General features: G+C 45.2%; 19 protein-coding genes and 2 tRNA genes. 13 read left to right on the top strand and 8 right to left on the bottom strand.

The genetic code is table 11. The features are described 5' to 3' along the window. The first annotated feature begins 60 nt into the window (after window positions 1-60). The 3 genes from APB76_RS18550 to APB76_RS18540 all read left to right on the top strand — a co-directional run bounded on the left by APB76_RS18550 (window position 61) and on the right by APB76_RS18540 (window position 3,756). Window positions 61-2,061, top strand: a complete 2,001-nt coding sequence (locus APB76_RS18550; protein ID WP_054962278.1) for a HAMP domain-containing methyl-accepting chemotaxis protein — start codon at window positions 61-63, stop codon at window positions 2,059-2,061. A gap of 134 nt (window positions 2,062-2,195) precedes the next feature. Beyond that, window positions 2,196-3,551, top strand: a complete 1,356-nt coding sequence (locus APB76_RS18545; protein ID WP_054962277.1) for a transporter substrate-binding domain-containing diguanylate cyclase — start codon at window positions 2,196-2,198, stop codon at window positions 3,549-3,551. A gap of 130 nt (window positions 3,552-3,681) precedes the next feature. Further along, window positions 3,682-3,756 (top strand) — tRNA-Gly (locus APB76_RS18540). 14 nt (window positions 3,757-3,770) lie between these two features. On the opposite strand, the gene APB76_RS18535 is transcribed toward APB76_RS18540, so the two are convergent. The 8 genes from APB76_RS18535 to APB76_RS18500 form a co-directional block, all read right to left on the bottom strand. Then, window positions 3,771-4,736, bottom strand: coding sequence for a sensor domain-containing diguanylate cyclase (locus APB76_RS18535; protein ID WP_054962276.1), 966 nt, complete (start codon window positions 4,734-4,736; stop codon window positions 3,771-3,773). Further along, window positions 4,733-5,716 (bottom strand): response regulator, encoded by a 984-nt coding sequence (locus APB76_RS18530; protein ID WP_054962275.1) that lies wholly within the window; start codon window positions 5,714-5,716, stop codon window positions 4,733-4,735. The genes APB76_RS18535 and APB76_RS18530 overlap by 4 nt, the downstream gene beginning before the upstream one ends. Before the next feature lie 252 nt (window positions 5,717-5,968). Beyond that, on the bottom strand, window positions 5,969-6,694 hold the full coding sequence (locus APB76_RS18525; protein WP_054962274.1) for a substrate-binding periplasmic protein: 726 nt from the start codon (window positions 6,692-6,694) through the stop codon (window positions 5,969-5,971). 160 nt (window positions 6,695-6,854) lie between these two features. Next, window positions 6,855-7,772 carry a hydroxymethylglutaryl-CoA lyase gene (locus APB76_RS18520; protein WP_054962273.1) on the bottom strand — a complete coding sequence of 306 codons (918 nt, stop codon included), beginning with the start codon at window positions 7,770-7,772 and terminating at the stop codon, window positions 6,855-6,857. Further along, complete coding sequence (locus tag APB76_RS18515; RefSeq protein ID WP_054962272.1) at window positions 7,772-8,602, bottom strand: enoyl-CoA hydratase-related protein; 831 nt, start codon at window positions 8,600-8,602, stop codon at window positions 7,772-7,774. Before APB76_RS18515 ends, APB76_RS18520 begins: the two co-directional genes overlap by 1 nt. Before the next feature lie 4 nt (window positions 8,603-8,606). Next, window positions 8,607-10,214 (bottom strand): carboxyl transferase domain-containing protein, encoded by a 1,608-nt coding sequence (locus tag APB76_RS18510; protein ID WP_049843087.1) that lies wholly within the window; start codon window positions 10,212-10,214, stop codon window positions 8,607-8,609. A 10-nt stretch (window positions 10,215-10,224) separates the two neighbouring features. Continuing rightward, the gene (locus tag APB76_RS18505) at window positions 10,225-11,394 is read right to left on the bottom strand and encodes an isovaleryl-CoA dehydrogenase (RefSeq protein ID WP_054962271.1); all 1,170 of its coding nucleotides are present in this window, start codon (window positions 11,392-11,394) and stop codon (window positions 10,225-10,227) included. A 66-nt stretch (window positions 11,395-11,460) separates the two neighbouring features. Then, entirely contained in the window at window positions 11,461-11,838 is a 378-nt protein-coding gene (locus APB76_RS18500; RefSeq protein ID WP_049843085.1) for a MerR family transcriptional regulator, read from the bottom strand. 245 nt (window positions 11,839-12,083) lie between these two features. Here APB76_RS18500 and APB76_RS18495 point away from each other — a divergent pair, with 245 nt between their 5' ends. The 10 genes from APB76_RS18495 to APB76_RS18450 all read left to right on the top strand — a co-directional run bounded on the left by APB76_RS18495 (window position 12,084) and on the right by APB76_RS18450 (window position 22,929). Then, window positions 12,084-13,295 (top strand): acetyl-CoA C-acyltransferase, encoded by a 1,212-nt coding sequence (locus APB76_RS18495; RefSeq protein ID WP_054962270.1) that lies wholly within the window; start codon window positions 12,084-12,086, stop codon window positions 13,293-13,295. Window positions 13,296-13,324: 29 nt separating this feature from the next. Continuing rightward, entirely contained in the window at window positions 13,325-14,818 is a 1,494-nt protein-coding gene (locus tag APB76_RS18490) for a CoA-acylating methylmalonate-semialdehyde dehydrogenase (protein ID WP_054962269.1), read from the top strand. Between the two features lie 9 nt (window positions 14,819-14,827). Next, window positions 14,828-15,982 carry an acyl-CoA dehydrogenase family protein gene (locus APB76_RS18485; protein ID WP_054962268.1) on the top strand — a complete coding sequence of 385 codons (1,155 nt, stop codon included), beginning with the start codon at window positions 14,828-14,830 and terminating at the stop codon, window positions 15,980-15,982. Window positions 15,983-15,993: 11 nt separating this feature from the next. Continuing rightward, entirely contained in the window at window positions 15,994-16,782 is a 789-nt protein-coding gene (locus APB76_RS18480; RefSeq protein ID WP_054962267.1) for an enoyl-CoA hydratase, read from the top strand. A 17-nt stretch (window positions 16,783-16,799) separates the two neighbouring features. Next, window positions 16,800-17,930, top strand: coding sequence for an enoyl-CoA hydratase/isomerase family protein (locus APB76_RS18475; RefSeq protein WP_054962266.1), 1,131 nt, complete (start codon window positions 16,800-16,802; stop codon window positions 17,928-17,930). A gap of 44 nt (window positions 17,931-17,974) precedes the next feature. After that, window positions 17,975-18,880: a 3-hydroxyisobutyrate dehydrogenase gene (gene mmsB, locus APB76_RS18470; RefSeq protein WP_054962265.1), complete on the top strand. Its 906-nt coding sequence runs from the start codon at window positions 17,975-17,977 to the stop codon at window positions 18,878-18,880. A gap of 11 nt (window positions 18,881-18,891) precedes the next feature. After that, window positions 18,892-19,650 (top strand): SDR family oxidoreductase, encoded by a 759-nt coding sequence (locus tag APB76_RS18465; protein WP_054962264.1) that lies wholly within the window; start codon window positions 18,892-18,894, stop codon window positions 19,648-19,650. Between the two features lie 245 nt (window positions 19,651-19,895). After that, window positions 19,896-22,208, top strand: a complete 2,313-nt coding sequence (locus tag APB76_RS18460; RefSeq protein WP_054962263.1) for a methyl-accepting chemotaxis protein — start codon at window positions 19,896-19,898, stop codon at window positions 22,206-22,208. Window positions 22,209-22,305: 97 nt separating this feature from the next. After that, complete coding sequence (locus tag APB76_RS18455; RefSeq protein WP_054962262.1) at window positions 22,306-22,689, top strand: HopJ type III effector protein; 384 nt, start codon at window positions 22,306-22,308, stop codon at window positions 22,687-22,689. A 166-nt stretch (window positions 22,690-22,855) separates the two neighbouring features. Continuing rightward, window positions 22,856-22,929, top strand: a tRNA-Cys gene (locus tag APB76_RS18450). Window positions 22,930-22,989: the final 60 nt, after the last annotated feature.

Here is a 22,989-nt window from a genome sequence, read left to right as displayed (position 1 = left end):
TATTTAACAATAATGTCCAAAACGCTATAGTAAGGGTTGATAAATTATAGGAGTTAAAGGATGAAACTCACGATATCAGGGAAGTTACAGCTGAGTTTTCTGTCGCTTGCAGTACTTTTTATCGTTTCTGCGTTGTTTATATATCGCAGCTTAATTACCGTTGAAACACATACCGCGTCGCTATTAAATCGGGATCTCCCCACTGTTGATGCAGGGCGTTCTATTCAACAATCAATTCACGCTACTGTTTCCTCGCTTAGAGCTTACATGCTACTTGGAGGAAATGAAGTGACAGGTGAAAGCGAAAAAGCGAAGCTGGACCAATCAATTCTAAAAGTTGATGAGTCTTTACCTACTCTAGAGCCATTATTGGCGCAAGAAAGCTATCAACAGATCCTCTCTCAGTGGATGTTAGTGACACAATCATTAAATGAAATCGCTGAACTTAGCCATAGTGATGACAACCTTCCTGCCCACTCTTTGTTTATTAATGAAGCGGCTCCTATCGCTGAAGTGGCGCTTGATCAGCTTCAAGGCCTAATTAATGATGAAGCGGGCAACAAAGAGGGAGGTGAGCGAAAACGCTTGTTCAGGCTCTATGCAGACAGTTATACCTCTCTTGCCAACGCGCTTTCGTCTATGCGTGACTTTCTTCTATATGGCAAACAGGAACACCTGGACAAGTATCAGGACTTTTTAAAGTCTCACGCTAAATCTGTTCAAGAGATCGAATCTAAGGTTTCCTTACTATCAAGTAGCGATCAAGGTTTATGGGATCTATTCAAAGAGATGCAACAGCTCTATTTTCCGTTGGCGGATCAAGTGGTTGAGCTACGACGCTCGAGCGACTGGAATATCGCCAACCAAAAGATGGCTGATGAACTGGTCCCAGCAGTGACGGCGCTTAATTCGAATTTAGACTCACTCATTAACCAACAGCAGGCGATTGCCGACCAAAGTGGTCAGGGGATTTTCAGCTCCGTGACCAATGTTATTTCGTTGTTGGTTGCGTCTATTGCCATTGTTTTGATAGTTGCTGCGACAACTGCACACTTTATGGGTAAGAGTATTGGTCGCCGAGTTAAAACGATTTCTCAACGTGCTGAATCTATCGCCAATGGTGATGTATCACAGGTTGCGCTATCAATCGAAGGGAGCGATGAGTTGGCAAGTTTGACCGACTCAATCAATAAGATGAATGATGAGCTAGCAGCCATCGTTAAAGGTGTCAGCAATAAGGCTTCAACCGTCAGTGACAGTATGAATGCTCTGCTTGATGCGAATGCCAAAACAGTGCAGCAGGTTGAAAGTCAGAAGTCCACGATGGAACTTGTAGGGCATCAAGTAACGGATGTGAGCCATTCCGCGACCGATACCGCAACGCAAGCGGAACAATCGGCGAGTAAGCTATTAGAATCTCAAGCGCAAATTGAATTGGGTTCTCAAGCGCTAGACCTCAACAAAAATACCGTCGGTTTACTCCACGCTACGATTGAAAAAGCCAGTGAACAGGTCGATGCGCTAAGTAAAGAGAGTGAAGCGATCGGTCGGGTAACAGAGGTTATAGAAGGCTTAGCCGAACAGACCAATTTACTTGCTCTAAATGCTGCTATTGAAGCCGCGCGAGCCGGTGAGTATGGGCGAGGTTTTGCAGTTGTCGCAGACGAAGTTCGCTTGCTTGCGACAAGAACCACAGAGTCGACTACTGAAATCAACAACATAGTGAATGCGATTCAATCGTCAACAGCAGCCGTAGTGGGGGAGATCGATAAAAGTAAGTCTTTAGCCGAAGAAGGGGCTAAGCACACTGAACAAGCCTATGGAAAGTTAAGTTCGACAACGCATCAAATCGACGAGCTTAATCGACAGATGCAAGAATTGCTAAGCTCTGCACAACAGCAGTCTCAGGCGACTGATGAAATTCAATCATTAATGAATAAAGTCATTCAGTCAGTGGAAGGTGTCGCAGAGATATCGCAGTCTTCGTCTGAGGTTTCAAATCAAGTTCGAGGACAGGTTGACGAACTCAATGGGGAGATGAGTCGTTTTCAGATCGCGTAGCGATTACTTATTGAGTGATGTCTCACTCTTAAGCCTTAGCAACATCATTTGATCGAAGTATCATCTACACCTAATATATTAGTATCATATAGCTCAATAATGGTTTTGTTGAGCTTATTTTTTTAGGGATAAACGTGTTTCGAATCTTAGTAAGCCTATTGGTTTTGCTGGCTTCTTGTTGGGTGAAAGCCGAGCAGACGGACAAGCTTATTATTGCCAACTCAAAGGCTTGGAAACCCTTTTCATTTCTTAATCAGAAGGGTGAGCCCGAAGGTATTTTAATCGACTATTGGCTTGAATATGGTCGTAAGAACAATGTCGAAATTGAGTTTTTGCTCGTTGACTGGCAGGCTTCTCTTGATGCTGTCAGAGATGGACAAGCTGACATTCATGCCGGCCTACTCTGGTCTGAACAACGTGATAGCTACTTGGATTATGCTCCAGAAATACTCTCCATTGATACTCAGCTGTATATCAGCCAGGTATTAATTGGCACCAACCTTGATGAATTTATGCTAGGTGACCACCAACATAAAGTTGGTGTGGTTGCTGGTGGCTATGAAGAAGAATTTACTCGACGGCATTTCCCTAATCTAAATTTAATCAGTTACTCAAACAACCAACTGATGATACAGGCGGCATTTAATGGCGAACTAGAGGCGTTTGTCGCGGATCTACAAGTTGCGAACTTTTATCTATTTAGTAGTGACGAACCGCAACGGTTTGTCGGCGTTAGGCATTTTTACTCGGGCGATCTAAGAGCCGCTGTTCGAGAAGGTAATACAGCACTGCAACAACAAATAACCCGTGGAATCAATGATTTTGGCAATAGCAATAAACAGCAAATCTTCAATCGTTGGATGTATGTCAATACGGTTTATCCGGATTATTTACTCCCAGTTGCGGCGTTGATTATTGGGGGCGCGACATTTTGCTACATAGTGGCACTAAATTTAACGGTCAAGGTGAGAACAAAAGCGCTTGAACAAGCCAATGCAGAACTGAAAAAGCTCTCTGAAACTGATCAGCTCACCGAGTTGAGTAATCGACGCCACTTTGTTATCGAATTTCAAAAAAGGCTTAAGGGTGGTGGTGAGATTGCGGTGATGATTTTTGATATCGATGATTTCAAACGCATCAATGATAACTATGGCCATCAAGCCGGAGACCTTGTGATCAAGAGCGTTGCCCATGCCGCGAGACGTGCCCTTTCAGATGATCACTTGATCGGTAGGATTGGTGGGGAAGAGTTTGCTGTTGTACTAAGTGGTACAAGTTATGAGCAATCCGTAGTCGCTGCTCAAAAAGTATGCAACGAAATTCGTAAGGTTAAACTACGTGAAGATGAAGAGCGAAGCGTGACCGTGAGTTTGGGCTGTGCCTACTACCCAAATACAGACCTGAATCAATCCCTATCTGATGCTGATCATTTGATGTATCAGTCAAAGACAAATGGTAAAGACAGAGTCACAGCAGAAGCCTTTAGTTAGGCTTAATTGAACGTAAAAACAACAAACCAAGGCCAAAGTGGTGCGAACTTCACCACTTAACCATAATATAGAAAGAAAACGCTTTTCTTTTCAGTTATCTGTGGCATATTGAATCTGTCTTCACGATAATGCGTGCATCGTATAATGGCTATTACCTCAGCCTTCCAAGCTGATGATGCGGGTTCGATTCCCGCAGTACGCTCCAAATTTTTCACACATTTACCTAATCAAAGCTGGGTCAAAGATCGTCGAACGATTTCTTCCGGTTTGTTTAGAGAAATAGAGTGATTTGTCTGCATGTTCCAACCAAGTTAAATGACTGGTTTGATAGGGCGAAAGTTCACATACGCCAAGGCTCACCGTATATTTCACCGAGTGCTGTTCGTAGTCGACGTTCGCTTGTTCTATTCGCTTACGTAGTCTCTCAGTAAAGTAGAGTGCCTGAGTCGCACAGGTGCCCGGCAGAAGAACAGTAAACTCTTCACCGCCGTATCTACCGCAAATATCTGACTCGCGAGAAGCTTTCTTTAGCTCATTTGCAGTATGACGAATGACTGCGTCTCCTACAGTATGACCAAAGGTATCATTGACTCGTTTAAAGTGGTCGATATCAAAGATAACAAGAGACGACGTTGATCCCGTTATTTGGCAATGTTCGAACTCGCTCTGCAAACAGCTTTCCCAATAGGCTCGGTTATATAGCTTGGTTAGGCCATCTGTTTTACTAAGGTCAGACAGCTTTTGATTGGAGTCTGTCAGGTGAATTTTATTTTTCGCGATATCGCTGACGTCACTAATGATGATACTGACGTGAGACACCTCTCCGTTAACAGAAGTTAACGGAGAAAAAGTGATATTTTGATGCATTTCCTTTAGTCCGTTTGAAATAGGACTAAAGTTTTTAAACTTAAAAAGAAACGGGCGATCTTCCCAGCAAGAAAATCCTCTGCTGTTTAGGGTAAATGCGGCACTGACTTTGCCGCGAAGCCATAGTTCTGGGAGTCCATCGATGGTGTCAAAAAGTGTTTTGCCGAGAATTTCTTCTGCACCGATACCACTATAAGATTGCATAAACGTATTCCAGACACAGACTTTGTACTCTTTATCAATGACGATCAGCCCTGCGTCTAAATCACCAAGGATTTGCATTATCCAGTGTAAATCTTCTATATTTGTGGACTTCATAACACACTCTCTAAAATATCTTCTATCGCGTTTAAAGACTCGTAATCCATCAAAAAGATAATGTCACAGGCAATATCTAAGTTCTCTGCTTTATAAACAAACTCGATAGTAAAAATATCTTGCTCATAGTCTTCTAGAAACTGGTCGCAAGCTAAAGAGACTTGCAGTAGTTCTTTTTCCAGAACGATGGGTTGGCGCAAAGAAATCGCAATGTCTAACTGCTTACTAAAGGAGTTAAGAAATGAAGACACCAGTAAGTTTGACAGATCTAAAATCACTTCGTTGACTGAGCTGCCAACGGCATCCTCTTCCGTACTTACCAGCAACTCAAAACCAGAGCCATGCAAACATACCAAGGCTTCTCCATTGATGCCATTGCCAACAAAGCGTTGAGAGACGGCACGAGATTCTGAATTGTTGACGATATCTTGCACTGTCATGGTCAATTCTGACTGATGTAAAGAGGCGACATTTGGTAAGGGCATTTCAATAAATCGGCCCATCTGTTGTGAAATAAGAGAGGCACTTGCCCCAAGCGCTACGTTGCTCATTTCGCGGATTGCAGCCATTAAATCAATCGGTTTGTGGCTGTGTTTATTGGGTCTGATATCCGTGTTGCGTAGAGGTAGTTGGTAGTATTCAAATAACGAAACCAAATCAGACGTCACAAAAGGCTTTTCGATAAAATGTTTGGCCCCCAAATCTTTGCAGCGGGACTTTGCTTCCAGTTGGATGTCACCCGACACAACAACCACTTGTGTTGGGTAATGGTTCACAGGCACTGATGCCAATACTTCAAAGCCATCCATAACGGGCATGGTAAGATCTAAGAAAAGCAGATCAATATCATGCGCCAACATGATTTCAAGCGCTTCTTTTCCGTGTTCTGCTTGATGAATGGTGAGATTGGTCGAAGGAGCAATTCTGCCGATAATCGATTTGCGAGCAATAACCGAGTCGTCACACACTAAGATCTTCATTGTTGTAATTCGATAACCTGTTACAGAGTGCCACTTGGATTGCGAAAGAAAAATCACATCGATATTGTGACGTTAGTTCAAATATTGTTGATGATAGTTAACATATTTATCTTGATGATTTCACGTGGTTTTTAGAAAGCAGACCGAAAAGTTGGAGGTTAGACACAGATTCTTGAATCAAGAGATCCTTATGTCGAGTTAATGCAACGAATATGTTGATCAATAATTAGTGCGATGCGATCTCCACTTTGGTTACTCGTATTTTTTGAGAATTGTAGTAATTCGGCCAGATTGTTGTAGCTTCCGAAGTCCTATATTGAACGCAGAAATGATGCGTTCTTTGTTTGGATGATCATGGCTTATCGCGATATACAAAGGGTTTTCAGCTAGAGGATTATCAATCAATGAAAAGTCATTGATATCTAAATTGTTGTGTTTTACAAACCAGCGGAAAAAGATCTTGTCAGCAACCAAAGCATCAATTCGTTCTGCTTTTAGCTTCCTTATATTGGTTAATAGATTCTCTGCATCCAAGCGATCAAAATGATTCGACTGCATAAAGTCGTCGTCGTAGGCGTACCCACGAAGCACCCCAATCCTTTTTCCTTTTAGGCTTGTTAATCCTGTGTATTCAAAGGTATTCCCTTTGAGTGAGATAAAAACTAATGAATTGGTTAGGTACGCATCACTAAAGTACAGGTATTCAAGCCTTTCACTGCTCTTCCATACGGTGAGCGCAATATCATAGCGTTGGGTCGCCACTTCTCTTAAAGCTCGGCTCCATGGTTTGATCGTGTGTTTAAGCTTATAACCCTGAGCCGCAAAAGCTTCTAATATGATGTCGTGAGCAAGCCCTCTAACTTCATGAGAGTCAATCACGTAGGGAGGCCATTCATCTTGTATTGCCCAGACGACATTAGCTTGTACCTGCACTGACAGCATCGACAATATGATTGCAATGATGACTTTGACCTTCATGGTTCTATCTCTTTCAATCAACTTTTGATAAGTGTAGCCAATAAGCGGTCGGTTTGTGCTCTACAATGCGGGTCACACAATGACCTACCACGTGTTCAGGATATGGCTCGAGCTTCAGAATGAACTCTAGTCACCATGAAAGTCCATATAAAGCAGTGGCTTACGGTAGTGGGGAGGGTGGGCTCGCAAGCGATACCTTTGACGTGGGGGCCTTATTGAGTTGTTGGCAGATATACCAAGCGATGATTGTCATCTTGTTTAAGTCGATGCCTGTTTCGATCCCTAAGCCTTGGCAAAGGTAAAGTACATCTTCAGTGGCGACATTGCCTGCTGCCCCTGTGGCATAGGGGCAGCCACCTAAACCAGCGACACTTGAATCGATCGTTGAGACTCCCATTAGTAACGCCTGGTACAAATTAGCGAGCGCTTGACCATAAGTATCATGAAAATGTGCAGCGATCTGCCAGGGGCTGACGTCCGCCAAAATTGCTTCGAGCACTCTTGCTATGCTAAGCGGCGTTCCTGTACCCAACGTGTCGCCCAAAGAGACTTCATAGCAACCCATATCCAACATAGTTTGCGTAATGTCGGCGACGTGCTGAGGGGCAGTAGCGCCGTCATAGGGACAATCGACAATGCATGACAGATAGCCCCGCACAGGCAACTTGCATTTGGATGCCAACTCTATCACGTCTTTAAAGCGCTCTAAGCTCTGCGAGATAGAACAGTTGATATTGCGCTGACAAAAACCTTCCGATGCAGCGGTGAAGACGGCAACTTGGTCAACTCCACTGTCGATGGCGGACTCTAAACCACGAATATTAGGAGTTAGGGCGGAATAGGTGAGACCTTGTTGGCGTGATATTCTTTTAAACACCTCATTGGAGTTCGCCATTTGTGGTATTTTTGACTCAGAAACAAAAGCACCTGATTCGATCTGTGAGACTCCGGTCTGAGAGAGTCTATCTATCAGCTCAACCTTAGTGGCAAGTGGTAGAGTGGATTCATTTTGAAGTCCATCGCGAGGGCCAACTTCGACTATTTTCACCCTTGGTGGTAGCTTAATGCTTGTTGCCATCATTTCTTTTCACCACTACTAAGGTTATTCCAATTGGGTGCACGTTTTTGTAGGAACGCCGACAAACCTTCTTGACCTTGAGGTGAGACACGAATATCTGCGATCAGCTCACTGGTATAGCTTTTCATCGACTCATCAATGGGGCTGTGATGGCAATGATGACAAAGTTTTTTTGCTTCAACCAAAGCGTGGGGGCTATGTGCCAGCAGTGGTGTTAGCCAAGTTAGCGCCTGATTTTGAAGATTGTCAGAGTGTGAAATTTGATGAACGATATTGAGCCTGCAAGCGGTCTCGGCATTAATTCTTTCTGCAGAGAGCATGTAACGGCGAGCATTTCTTACCCCCATTGCACGTATCACGTAGGGGGCAATGGTTGCAGGCACAAGTCCTAGCCTCACTTCACTTAAACAAAATGCGGCATTGTCACTGGCAATGACCATGTCACAGCAGCAGATAAGCCCGAGAGCACCACCAAATGCGCTGCCCTGTACGACAGCGACAGTCGGATGTGGGAAACGATCTAGTTTTTCAAGCAAAGTCGCAAGCTGATAGGCATCGAGCTGGTTTTTTTGTTGGCCCTTCGTTGCCATAGAGCGCATCCAGTCAATGTCTGCGCCTGCCGAAAAGTGTTTTCCTTGGCCTGCAAGTATCAGCCCCCGTACCCGCGGATCAGAAGAAAGGGTATCTAGGTGAGTGATCAACTGAGCAATTACCTCGGCATTGAACGCGTTGGCGCAGTCTGGACGGTTCAACACTAAGCTTGCAATGCCATTTTCATTTAATTGCACTAAGACATAGTTAGGTTTTGCTTTGTTGCGATTTTGCCTCATTTCATCACATCCTGAATATTCCGAAGTGGCTCTCTTCAATAGGTGCGTTTTGAGCGATTTTAAGCGCATGAGCTAACACGCCACGGGTGTCTTTCGGATCGATGATGCCATCATCCCATAGTCTGGCACTGGCGTAGTAGGGGTGCCCTTGAGCCTCATATTGGTCAAGAATCTCATCGCGAAACTGCTGTTCTTGCTCAGGATGCCACTCTTTCCCCTGTCTTTGCATAACGTGTTGTTTTACCTGAGTTAAGACTCCAGCAGCCTGTTCGCCACCCATGACAGAGATCCGTGCATTAGGCCACATCCACATCATAGTCGGCTCATAAGCGCGGCCACACATGCCATAGTTTCCAGCGCCATAAGAACCACCGATAATGATGGTAAACTTAGGCACGTCAGCGCATGCCACAGCCATGACTAGCTTAGCGCCGTTTTTTGCAATGCCCCCTTCCTCGACTTTTTTGCCAACCATAAATCCAGTGATGTTCTGCAAAAAGAGTAGTGGGACTTTCCGTTTGGCGCACAGTTCAATAAAATGCGCCCCTTTCTGAGCCGATTCAGAAAATAGAATGCCATTGTTTGCCACAATCCCAATCAGGTGGCCTTCAATGCGGGCAAAGCCACATACTAGTGTGGTGCCAAACAGCGACTTGAACTCATCGAACTCTGAACCATCGACAATGCGCGCGATAACTTCTCTGACATCAAACGACAAACGCAAATTAGCACTCACCACACCATAAATTTCTTCCGGCGCATATTTGGGAGGGATTATGTCTCCCAATGCATGCTTGTGAACTGATAGTAGGTTGGTGTTAGCAACGGCTTCTCTCGCTAATAGCATGGCATGGTGTTCATTTTCTGCATAGTAATCAGCAACACCAGATTTCCTGCAATGGACATCAGCGCCTCCAAGCTCTTCATCTGTCACTATTTCACCTGTCGCGGCTTTCACAAGTGGTGGACCTGCTAAAAAGATAGTTCCTTGTTGTTTCACCATGATTGCAACATCGGACATTGCAGGAATGTAGGCGCCTCCAGCGGTACAAAGGCCCAGTACAACAGCAATCTGAGGTATTCCTTCGGCTGACATGCGCGCTTGATTGAAGAAAATCCGCCCAAAGTGCTCTTTATCTGCAAACACCTCAGCTTGATGCGGTAGGTTGGCACCACCCGAATCGACCAGATAGATACAGGGCAATTGGCAGCGTTTAGCGATCTCCTGTGCCCTTAGGTGCTTCTTCACTGTGAGCGGATAGTAGGTGCCACCTTTGACTGAGGAATCATTCGCGATCACCATGCACTGTTGACCGTTAATTTGCCCAATACCCGCGACGACACCTGCGCATGGAACATTTTCTTCATAGACTTGCCACGCTGCGAATTGAGCGATTTCAAGGAAGGGGCTGTCGTTATCGAGTAGCAGCGTAATGCGTTCACGAACAGGTAGTTTTCCCTTTCGGAGTTGATGCTCTAGTGCTTTCTCACCGCCTCCTTGTTTAATAGTGGCAATATCCGAACGCAACTTCTCGACCAAGATCTCCATTGCAGAGAAGTTGTCGCTATACAGTGGTGCGTCTTTTTTAATTTTTGACCTTATTGCTGGCATCGTGACCTCATTAACGGGTTTCTTCAAATAGCTCGCGACCTATGAGCATGCGACGGATCTCCGACGTACCGGCACCAATTTCATACAGTTTTGCGTCTCGAAGCAGTCGTCCCGCAGGGAACTCGTTGATATAGCCATTGCCACCAAGAAGTTGGATTGCATCTAGTGCAATCTGAGTAGCGAGTTCAGCACAATAGAGGATAACTCCGGCCGCATCTTTACGACTTGCATGCCCTCGATCACACGCACTTGCAACAGTATAGAGGTAGGCACGAGCGGCATTGGTTCGGGTGTACATATCGGCGACTTTGGCCTGGACCAATTGGAATTCGCCAATCGATTGACCGAACTGCTTTCTGTCATGGATGTAAGGAATAACCAAGTCGAGGCAAGCTTGCATAATGCCAAGTGGGCCAGCGGCGAGCACAACTCGCTCGTAATCTAACCCACTCATCAATACTTTTACGCCCTTATTCACTTGGCCTAAAACGTTCTCTACTGGTACCTCGCAATTTTCAAATACTAGCTCACAAGTGTTTGAACCGCGCATACCCAGTTTGTCGAGTTTTTGTGCGTGGCTAAAGCCTTTGAAATGCTTCTCAACAATGAAGGCAGTAATACCTTTTGATCCTTTATCTGGTTCCGTTTTCGCATAAACGACAATCACGTCTGCATCTGGGCCATTAGTGATCCACATTTTGGAGCCGTTAAGCAGGTAGCGATCACCACTTAACTCCGCCTTAAGCTGCATACCAACGACATCCGAACCCGCATTGGGCTCGCTCATTGCCAGTGCACCAATGTGTGCACCTTCGATCAGTTTTGGTAGATACTGAGCACGCTGAGTGTCATTACCATTGCGAAAGATTTGGTTAACACACAAGTTTGAGTGAGCGCCGTAGCTGAGCGCAATAGATGCTGAAGCACGGCTGATTTCTTCCATTGCAACTACGTGAGCAAGGTAGCCCATTTGAGCGCCATCGTATTGCTCGCTGACTGTGACACCCAATAAACCCATTTCACCGAATTTCGGCCATAAATGATTGGGAAAGCTATTGGTTTGGTCAATTTCAGCCGCGAGAGGGGCAATATATTGTTGGGCAAATCCACACACATGTTCACGTAGTAGATTGATGGACTCACCTAGGCCAAAATTTAGCGGGGTATACTGAGATAACATAACGCCTCCGAGCGAATGGTTTAAACCAGTCTTTACTAAAAGTGACTCGAAGACGTTTAAGAAAGGTTAGCTTACTTGGCTTGTTACTAATGCTTGCTCACAACGCTCACGTGCAATGTTTAAATCATCAAGCATATTCTTAATGTCATCGAGCTGGCGCATAAGCACCGCTTCTTTTTCATCAATGATCTTCAGCATTTCAGTTAGCTGAGTATTTCCTTGATGAGTATCGTAGAGTTCAAACAGTTCGCGAATCTCCGCCAAAGAGAACCCTAGTCTTTTTCCTCGTAGAATTAACTTGAGGCGGGTTCTATCGCGCCGGTTATAGATACGCATACTGCCTTTACGCTCTGGTTGAATTAGCCCCTCATCTTCGTAAAAACGTATGCTTCGCGTAGTGATGTCGAATTCTCTTGCCAGATCGCTGATTTTATATTTTTCCACTGAGACTCTATTCCTAGTTAATTCATTCTTGGGTCGTTGGTTGATTCAGAATTGGCTGGATCAAATCAATTGCTAATAAGTTTATTTTGTTTCTTTACGTTTACGTAAATGTTAGTGCTATGCTTACGTAAACGTCAAGAAATTAAGTTGAGCCGATTTAATGGGATGACACAGCAGCCATTAAAAAGCTCTTGGATGAGAATACTCACCGTTTGGTTACAGAGCTACGTCAAAGAGGGTGGCGCATGGAACAAAAAGAGATTTGGATAGTGTCAGCGAAACGCACTCCGATGGGGAAGTTTCAAGGTTTGTTGGCGGAATACTCGTCACCCCAACTGGGTGCATTGGCGATTCGGGGGGCGCTTGAGCAGGCGGGCTTATCACCAAGTATTGTTGAAGAAGTGTATATGGGGTGTGTATTACCAGCAGGGTGCGGTCAGGCCCCAGCAAGGCAAGCTGCACTTAATGGTGGATTAATAGCCGAGACACCTTGTACCACGGTGAACAAAGTCTGTGGCTCAGGAATGAAGTCGGTCATGCTCGCATACGATTTGATCAAACTGGGCTCCATCCAATGCGCATTAGCAGGGGGAATGGAGAGCATGACCAACGCCCCTTATCTGCTGAAAGACTCACGCAGTGGGATGCGAATGGGTCATAAAAATACTTATGACCACATGTTCTTAGATGGACTGCAAGATGCCTACGAGGGTGAGCTTATGGGCGTTTACGGCCAGCAAATCGCCGATAAATTGCAATTTACCCGCGAGCAAATGGATGAATGGGCGACGCAATCTGTTCAGCGTGCTGTCGCTGCAGACAACCAGAAAATGTTTCGTGATGAACTGGTTGAAATAGAGCGTAAGAATGGTGATTTGCTTGCTTATGACGAGCAGCCACGCTCTATCGACGTAAATAAAATCCCAAATCTTAAACCTGCTTTTGCCAAAGAGGGCTCTATCACGGCAGCTAACTCTAGCGCAATTTCTGACGGTGCTGCGGCTCTGATATTGATGGAAGCCGATTATGCCAAACAGCAAGCAGTCAAACCCCTCGCCATCATAAAAGCGCACGCTAGTCATGCTCGAATACCTGCAGAGTTTACGATTGCCCCTGTGTATGCCATTGAGCAACTGCTCTCTTCCCTAGATTGGGAAGTTGAAGATGTCGATCTTTGGGAAATCAACGAAGCCTTTGCTGTCGTCACTCAGATAGCTGTCAAAGAGCTTCATCTTGATAGCAGTAAAGTCAATATCAAAGGAGGCGCTTGTGCTTTAGGGCATCCAATTGGTGCAAGTGGGGCACGAATCTTAACCACTCTAATTTATAGCCTCAGACAGTTACAGGCCTATGGTATTGATGGTGATGCTACAAATCGTAAATCAATGAAAGGCGTGGCTGCAATTTGTATCGGTGGTGGTGAAGCCACCGCGATAGCTATCGAGATCCCAGTCTAAGAGCCAACGCAAAAGCAAAGGAAAACACAATGACACAGTTAGTCTCTTTATTTATCGGCGGCGAATTTTGCCAGTCTGAAACCAGCGAATGGATCGATGTTACTAATCCTGCTACCAATCAGATCATTGCCGAGCTTCCCTGTGCAACAGACGGTGAACTGGAGCGAGCAATTCGTAGTGCAGAGAGCGTTTTTCATCAATGGAAAAATGTCGCTGTCTCTGAGCGCGCCCGCGTCATGCTTAGGTATCAGCATTTGTTAAAAGAGCACCATGATGAGCTCGCGATGATTTTGTCTAAAGAGACAGGCAAAACGACTGTTGATGCTAAAGGCGATGTTTGGCGTGGTATTGAGGTGGTCGAGCAAGCGGGGAATATTGCCAGTAACATGATGGGAGAAACGGTTGAGAACGTCGCTACAGATATTGATTCCTACTCACTGATTCAACCTTTGGGTGTGTGCTGTGGGATTACCCCGTTTAACTTCCCTGCGATGATTCCTTTGTGGATGTTCCCACTTGCGATTGCGGCTGGTAATACCTTTGTTCTTAAGCCTTCAGAGCAAGTCCCTTTAACCGCAATGCGTCTCGCTGAATTGTTTGAGCAAGCCGGTGCGCCCAAAGGTGTGCTGCAAGTTGTGCATGGCGGCAAAGAACAGGTGGATTACATACTTGAGCACCCAGTCATTAAAGCTGTCTCATTTGTTGGTTCAGTTGCCGTTGCTCAATATATCTACCATACAGGTACCGCGAACAATAAGCGCATTCAAGCCTTTGCAGGGGCCAAAAATCATATGGTTGTCATGCCAGATGCCAATAAATCTCAGGTAATCAATAACCTTGTGGGATCTTCAGTGGGGGCGGCGGGGCAGCGCTGCATGGCGATTTCAGTCGCGGTGTTCGTTGGTAATTCAAAAGAGTGGATTGGCGATTTAGCTGCAGAAATGTCAAAAGTAAAACCAGGAGCGTGGAACGATGAGCATGCAGGCTACGGGCCTCTAATTAGCAAACAGGCCAAACAGCGTGTGTTAGGTTTGATAGAAGAAGGCAAAACACAAGGAGCAAAATGCGAACTTGACGGAAGCCAGTGTACTGTTGACGGCTATCCTGATGGTAACTGGCTAGCGCCAACGTTATTTAGCGGTGTGACGACTGATATGTCTATCTATCAACAAGAGATTTTTGGCCCAGTGCTGGTGTGCTTAGAGGTTGAAACCCTTGAAGATGCTATCGAGCTAATCAACAATAACCCATATGGGAATGGCACGTCTATTTTTACTGCCAATGGTGCTGCGGCGAGAAAATACCAGCATGAAATATTAGTCGGGCAAGTTGGGATTAACGTCCCAATCCCAGTTCCGCTTCCGTTTTTCTCATTTACCGGTTGGCGTGGCAGTTTTTATGGTGATTTACACGCTTATGGCAAGCAAGCGGTGCGTTTTTACACCGAAACCAAGACCGTTACTGCACGTTGGTTTGATGACGACATTCCAACTGGGCCAAACATGACGATACAACTTCGATAAGGAGGGGATATGAACTTCGAACTCAATGAAGATCAAAGAGCCTTCGCGGATACCGCCGCGCAGTTTGCAAGAGAAAAGCTGGCACCAAATGCTTCAGAGTGGGACGAGCAACAAATCTTCCCCAAAGAGGTTCTGGGTCAGGCGGGCGAGTTAGGTTTTCTCAGCCTTTATACTCCTGCGGATCAAGGGGGGCTGGGCTTAAGTCGCCTAGATTCCTCAATTATATTTGAACAACTTGCGATGGGATGTACTTCGACCACAGCCTTCATGACTATTCATAACATGGTGACTTGGATGGTAGGCAGTTTCGCAAGCGATAGTGTCAAAGAACAGATGTGCCCAAAGCTGATAAGCGGTGAGTGGCTTGGTTCGTACTGTTTAACTGAACCTAATGCTGGGTCTGACGCTGCCTCTCTTACTACCAGCGCTAAACTGACTGAGCAAGGTTACGTTATAAATGGATCTAAGGTGTTTATCTCTGGTGCCGGAGAGACCGATATGCTGGTTGTTATGGCGAGAACAGGTTGTGAAGGCGCCAAAGGAGTTTCAGCGTTTGTTGTTCCAGCAAATAGTGAAGGAGTCAGCTATGGACGCAAAGAACCCAAAATGGGTTGGAACTCACAGCCAACACGCAGTATTACTTTCGAAAATGTGGTCGTTCCCAAAGAATACTTGCTGGGTGAAGAAGGGCAAGGTTTTGTACTTGCAATGAAAGGGCTAGACGGTGGTCGAATAAATATCGCGACTTGTTCGGTCGGGACTGCTCAGCAAGCATTAAATCACGCGATTCAATATGCCAATGAACGCCAGCAGTTTGGTAAACCTATTGCGCACTTTCAAGCGCTTCAATTTAAGCTAGCCGATATGGTGACAGAGCTGGTCGCTGCTAGGCAAATGGTGAGACTGGCAGCCAGTAAACTTGATAACGGTGACTCTGATGCAACTGCGTACTGCGCAATGGCAAAACGCTTTGCTACCGATGTGGGTTTTATGGTTTGCGATCAGGCACTCCAAGTCTATGGGGGCTATGGTTATATCAAAGAGTACCCAATGGAACGTCACTTTAGAGACGTAAGGGTGCATCAGATTTTGGAAGGGACTAACGAGATCATGCGAGTCATTGTCGCTAGACATCTTTTAAGTGAAGGTTCCGAAATTCTCTAAGGAAAGAGCTTATGTCACAGCAAGCAACTAACCCTATCGAATACAAGATACATAACCACGTCGCTGTACTGACAATGAATAACCCGCCTGCAAATACATGGACGAAGCAGAGTTTACAGCAACTCAAAGAATTGGTTATCGCACTCAATCGTAATTTGGATGTTTATGCGTTAGTGCTGACCGGGCAAGGGAAAAAATTTTTCTCTGCAGGCGCTGATCTTAACTTATTTTCTTCGGGAGATAAGGAGGTTGCGGAAGGTATGGCCGGTGCGTTTGGTGAAGCGTTTGAAACACTCAGCGCGTTTCGCGGTGTGTCAATTGCTGCGATTAATGGCTATGCGATGGGAGGCGGCTTAGAAGTCGCGCTCGCTTGTGATATTCGAATTGCCGAAAAGCAAGCCAAACTGGCACTACCAGAGGCTAAAGTAGGTTTGCTGCCGTGTGCTGGTGGTACACAAAATCTTACAGCTTTGGTTGGCGAAGGGTGGGCGAAGCGAATGATTTTGTGTGGTGAGCAAGTTAGTGCGGACAAGGCATTTACTATCCGTTTAGTTGAAGAGGTTGTTGAACAAGGAGAGGCACTATCCGTCGCGATTAAATTGGCAGAAATGGTTGCCAATCAATCGCCACCTTCCGTTTCAGCGTGCAAAGCTCTGATTCAGAATGCTCGCGCAAACCCCATAACAGACGGGCTTGTGAAAGAGCGCGAGCTATTTATTCACCTATTTGATACACAAGATCAGACTGAGGGCGTTAACGCCTTTTTAGAAAAACGTCGCCCAGAATGGAAAAACAAATAGGTTCAGGAGGAAGCTATATGAGTGATTCAGTCCATTTTGCGGAGCTGCCCTGTAGTGACAGTGCGCATAAAATAGCGGTTGTCACACTAGACAATGCACCATCGTTAAATGCGTTGTCAGTGGATATGCTAGCGAGCTTGAAACATCAACTGGATAAATGGCATGAAGATGAAGCCATTGTATGTGTATTGTTAGAGGGAGAGGGGGAAAAAGCGTTTTGTGCCGGCGGGGACGTTCGTACCATGTACAGCGTGATGAGTGGATCGACTGAAGAGCAGATTCAAGATTTTTGTTCACATTTTTTCGCTGTCGAGTATCAATGCGACTATCTTATCCATACCTACTGTAAGCCCATTATTGCTTGGGGGCACGGAATAGTAATGGGTGGAGGAATGGGACTTTACATGGGGTCAAGTCATAAGGTAGTGACTCCTAACTCTCGCCTTTCTATGCCAGAAATCAGTATTGGCCTCTATCCAGATGTCGGTGCCACTTGGTTTTTAAACCGTCTCGACAACGGGGTCGGGCTTTTTTTAGGCTTGACGGGAATGATGGTCAACGCAGCAGATGCGGTCGCGCTTCACTTGGCTGATCATATGGCTCTACCTGAGCACAAATCTACTTTACTGCAGCAACTCCAAGTTGCCGATTGGGATTGTGTTGATGATGCTTATGAAGTGGTGACCGAGATGCTCGAATCATTCGAATCGGATGTTGATGGGCATAAACCCAATGAGCAAATTGTGCCTTACCTCAATCACGTTCAATCAGCTTGCCATGCTGATAGCGTTATTCAAGTTGTCGATAATATTAAGGCACTAGCCTTTGGAGAAAAATGGTTAGACGTTGCCAAAAACAACCTTGTATCAGGCAGTGCGATAACCGCCCATATCTGTTATCGCCAGATGACGCAGTACCGACACAAATCCCTTGCGGAGTGTTTTCGCTTAGAGCTGAACCTTTCGGTGCGTAGCGCCCTGTTAGGAGAATTTCGCGAAGGGGTACGCGCACGATTGATTGATAAGGATGGGACACCTAATTGGCGCTATAAGAGTGTTGCTGAAGTAGAAGAAAAGGTGATTGATGGCCTATTCACGTCTCTTTGGTCGGATGACACACACCCACTGTCGCAGTTAGGTCATTACTAGCTCGCAACTTCTAGCTAGGTAAATCTAATATTTGGAGAAACGTCATGGAAACAATTGCTTTTATTGGACTGGGTAACATGGGTGCGCCAATGGCAATAAACTTGGTCTCTGCGGGCCAAAATGTGCAAGTGTATGATTTAGTGGAGAGCCTAACCCAAACCCTTGCTGAAGCAGGGGCAAAAGTGTGTGACTCATTAGAGAGTGTTGTAGAAGGCGCCGACGTGGTGATCACTATGTTACCTACTGGTGAGCATGTGAGATCAGTCTATTTGGGAAGTGATGGTAACGAAGGACTTCTTAACGACATTCAAACAGGTGCCCTAGTCATTGATTCATCGACCATTGATCCTGAATCGGCTCGCTGTGTTGGGCAAGCCGCAAAGAGTAAAGGCATTTTCTTTACCGATGCCCCTGTTTCTGGTGGTGTTGCTGGCGCAAAAGCAGGCACTCTCACTTTTATCGTCGGTGGTAGTGGCGAAGCATTCTATAAAGCAGAGAAAATACTGCAGCATATGGGCAAAAATATATTTCATGCAGGTGAAACGGGCTGCGGGCAAATGGGTAAAATCTGCAATAACTTAATGCTCGGTATCTTAATGTCTGGCACCTGTGAAGCGCTTAACTTAGGAATAGACAATGGCCTAGACCCTAAAGTGCTCTCCAACATTATGCTGCAAAGCTCAGGTCGGAACTGGGCATTGGAACTTTATAATCCATGCCCAGGTGTAATGGAAAATGCGCCAGCCTCTAATCAGTACCAGCCTGGATTTATGAGTAAACTAATGCTTAAGGATCTTGGTCTTGGTTTGGAAGCGGCAACCAAGAGCCAATCCTCAGTACCTATGGGGTCATTGGCACGCAATCTATACGCCTTTCACAATATGAATGGTAATCAAGAACTCGATTTCTCTAGTTTATTTGAGTTCTATCAGATCAAAAGCCAGCGCTAAGGGGGAAAGCTATGGACTTGAAAGAAAGTGTGATTGCGATTACAGGAGCAGGGCAGGGTCTAGGGCAAATGATGGCGGTAACGTTAGCCCATGCTGGTGCGGAAATGGCGTTGATTGATGTCAATGAAGAATCACTCAGACAGACTCAAGAGCAGTGTCATATGCTCGGTGTTAAAGCGTTAACATACCGCGCGGATGTTACCAGTGAGTCACAAGTTGAACAGGTGTTTAGTGACATTGTCACAGACTTTGGCCGTCTCGATGGATTAGTTAACAATGCGGGTATTCTCCGGGACGGTCTACTAGTAAAAGTCAAAGATGGTCAAATTTCTAAAATGTCACTAGAGCAGTTTAATTCAGTGGTCAACGTCAACCTTATCGGAACCTTTCTGTGTGGGCGAGAAGCAGCTCTGCATATGATTAACACTCAAAGTAAGGGGGTGATCATTAACATCTCAAGTGTTGCTCGTGCGGGAAACATAGGTCAATCCAATTATGCGGCCTCAAAAGCGGCAGTTGCGACTTTGGCGACTACATGGGCAAAAGAGCTTGCGAGATTTGGTATTAGGGCGGCGGCCATTGCGCCTGGTGTGATTGAAACCCCGATGGCAGCTCAGATGAAACCCGAAGCGATTGCAAGGTTAGAATCAATGATTCCTGTTGGTAGAATGGGTGAAACGGCTGAAATTGCCAATACGGTTAAATTTATTTTCGACAATGATTATATCAATGGGCGAATCATTGAAGTCGATGGAGGTATCAGAATGTAGCGATAAAGACCCCGTTCAGCTAGGTTTAGCCCTTCCTTTAAGTAGTTAGTTTGAGAATATTTTTTAACAACTAATCGAAAAGTTTATTATTTGTGCTTACACTTATAGCACAGCATGCATATACAAATAATAACTCGGCTTGCTAGAGATACTTCATCGGAAGAAAAGTATTACTACAACGTTGTTTGGCGAGTTTCCTCTAATATAAACGAGCGGATAGGGACTATCTGTGAGGGGGTATCGTTATGAAGATTGCAACGAAAATAGTGTTAGCTTCAACACTATTATGTACTTTGGCAGTTGTCGCCACGGGGGTCATTGTAGGGTGGCGATCGTCCGGACTCTCTGAGCAAGCTCTATTTGAACGGGCAACCAGTCAGCTGATTTCAGTTCGTGAAATCAAGAAAAACGAAATAGAGAGCTATTTCAAACACATTAGTGGTCAAGTCGTGACAACCGCTAACTCCATTGGTGTTAAAGACGCAATGGTGGCATTTAGCGAAGCGTTTCAATCTTACCCTGTAGAACAAGTCTCAGACAGTGATATTAATAAACTCCGGTCATACTATCAGGCCAATTTTGGTGCGACGTATAAAGGGGCGAATGGTGGTGCCTCTGCGAACGAAATGCAAAAACTTAACGCACTATCTGCACGTAGCAAAGCACTCCAAGCCCGTTATATTGGTACTAACCCCAATCCTCTGGGGGAAAAGCACAACTTAATGAGTGACTCCTTGGGAACCGAATATGATTCTGTACACGCTACTTATCACCCAAGCGTTAAAGGTTTCCTCGAAGAGTTTGGCTATTACGATATTTTCCTAGTGGATATGGAAGGGAATATTGTTTACTCGGTATTTAAAGAACTTGATTATGCAACGAACCTAAATACTGGGCCTTATGCGAATAGCGGCATAGCAAAGGCGTTTAAAAATGCCTTAAACTTGTCAGCTAGCCAATATCACTTGGAAGACTTCTATCCTTATTATCCTTCTTATGAAGCGGCAGCTTCATTTATAGCTACGCCTGTAAAACAATCAAACAAAACAATTGGCGTGTTAATCTTCCAAATGCCAGTCGATGAAATCAACCGTATTATGACCTTTAACGGCAACTGGAGCTTTGCTGGTTTGGGGGATAGTGGTGAGACCTACTTAGTCGGTCAAGATGGGTTACTTCGTAGTGAGTCAAGGTTCTTGATAGAAGATATTAATAAGTATCTTGCGGCATTAAAATCATCTGGTGTTTCCAAGTCTATACTTGATCAAATTGAAGGTAAGTCTTCAGCAATTGGCCGTCAACCTGTTTCTACAGCTACATCTCGCTCGTCACTTAAAGGCCAAAGTGGTTCGGACATAGTGAAAGACTATCGGGGGAGTGAGGTACTTTCAGTCTATTCACCAGTCAATGCTGCAGGGCTTACATGGGGTATCCTCACCGAAATTGATAAAGAGGAAGCGTTAGCAGACGTAGAAACCTTAGTTAGCTCTCTTATTATGACTGTGATCACCAGTATCATTATCGTTGTACTGGTTGCGGTGTTTATCTCTTATGTTCTGGGGACGAGTATCGCGAAGCCAATTATACTGGCGAGTGAAAAGGTACAGTGGATAGGCAAAAACAACGATCTTACCCAGCGTTTAGAAGAATCAGGCAAAGATGAAATGACGGATTTGGCTATCTCTCTCAATACCTTATTTGCCCATCTGCAAGATATCATTGGCCAGTTTGCCCAAACGACGAATAACCTTAATAGCAACACACAGAGTATGGCGGTGAATATGAACACTACCCGCGACTCGGTGGCTGATCAGAACCACAGAGCAGAGTCAGTTGCGACGGCAGTGAATGAAATGAGTGCATCTATTGCTGAAGTGGCTCAATTCGCAACTCGAGCCGCTGAGTTTGTAAGAAATGCCAATGACACCGGAAGTGAAGGTGTGCAAGTTGGTCAAAATCTAGGTTCCGAGATTTCACGGTTAGATACTGAGATGACAACCGCTGTTGAAGCAATTCAAAGGCTACATACCGAGACAAATTCCATCGCTGAAGTATTAGACGTAATTCAAGGCATTGCTGAACAGACCAACCTTCTTGCTCTGAACGCTGCCATCGAGGCCGCAAGGGCCGGAGAACAAGGTCGAGGATTTGCGGTGGTAGCTGACGAGGTACGATCTTTGGCGGGAAGAACCCAATCGTCGACAGAAGAGATCCGCGGAAAAATTGAATCGTTGCAGCGTGAAACTCAGAGCGTGTCTCAAAGCATTGAAAGTGCCAACAACACGGTCTCGGAGGGAGTTACAACTTGTGATAAGAATACTCAAATGTTGGAACAAATTGTCAGCATGCTCAATGACCTCAACGAAATGAACATTCAAATTGCTGCAGCCACTGAAGAGCAGAAAGCTGTGACAGAGGAAATAAGTGGTAGTATCACCTCTATCGCAGATGCGTCTTCAGCCGTATCTATACAGGTACAAGATGTAGATGACGTATTGCAAGGCTTGTCGAGTGAAGCAGATCGCTTGAATGTCGAGGTTTCGCAATTTAAGTACTAAAGACTTCTAGCAACAAAAGCTCTTTCGATTCGAAAGGGCTTTTTTTCTTTGGATCGATGGCATAGACTCGAATCAACACAATTGGAGTAGATAACATATGGATCTGAAGCTATTTCTAGACACCCTTGCACAGTCACCAGACTCTGTTCAGTTCGAAGATACGATGGCGATCATTGAAGCAAACTACATATTCACACCGACGGCATTTGTGAATGGCGAGATCTTAAACGATGCAAACCAAAACAATGGCTCGTGCAAAATTTTTTCCTTTGGCCTTCTTAATCAACTAGACCCAGCATCAACGCTCGCCTGTTTTGGGAAGTTCTACCGTGAAGATGTGTTAGGTAATCCTGACGGCCAAGATCACACCAATATTCGTAACTTTATCCACTTTGGTTGGCAAGGTATCAAATTTGAAGGTAATGCGCTTGTTGCCAAAAAGCTACCCAAAGCAGATAGGGTCGAACTGGAGGGGCTATAAAGGTTAACCAGATGGAAAAATAGCCAAGCCAGATCAAACTCGCGCCAATTTGCTTTAAAACTCAGCAAACAAATTAAAAAGTGAGATTTTTATTTGACTCTTATCGCCCAATCCGTAAAGTATGCAGCGAACGCAGCGGTGGGTAACCTAAAGCGTTGAAAGAAAAGGCGCGTTGGCAGAGTGGCTATGCAGCGGATTGCAAATCCGTGGACCTCGGTTCGACTCCGGGACGCGCCTCCATTCTTTTTAAAAATTTAAGATGGTGTTTATTGTTCTAAACGGCATCACAAAGAAATTTGT

Origin of the sequence: Vibrio bivalvicida (genome assembly GCF_001399455.2) — a bacterium.
GTDB classification, from domain to species: Bacteria; Pseudomonadota; Gammaproteobacteria; order Enterobacterales; family Vibrionaceae; genus Vibrio; species Vibrio bivalvicida.
Note: the sequence above shows the minus strand (reverse complement) of the source record. Positions and strands in the feature narration are given on the sequence as shown.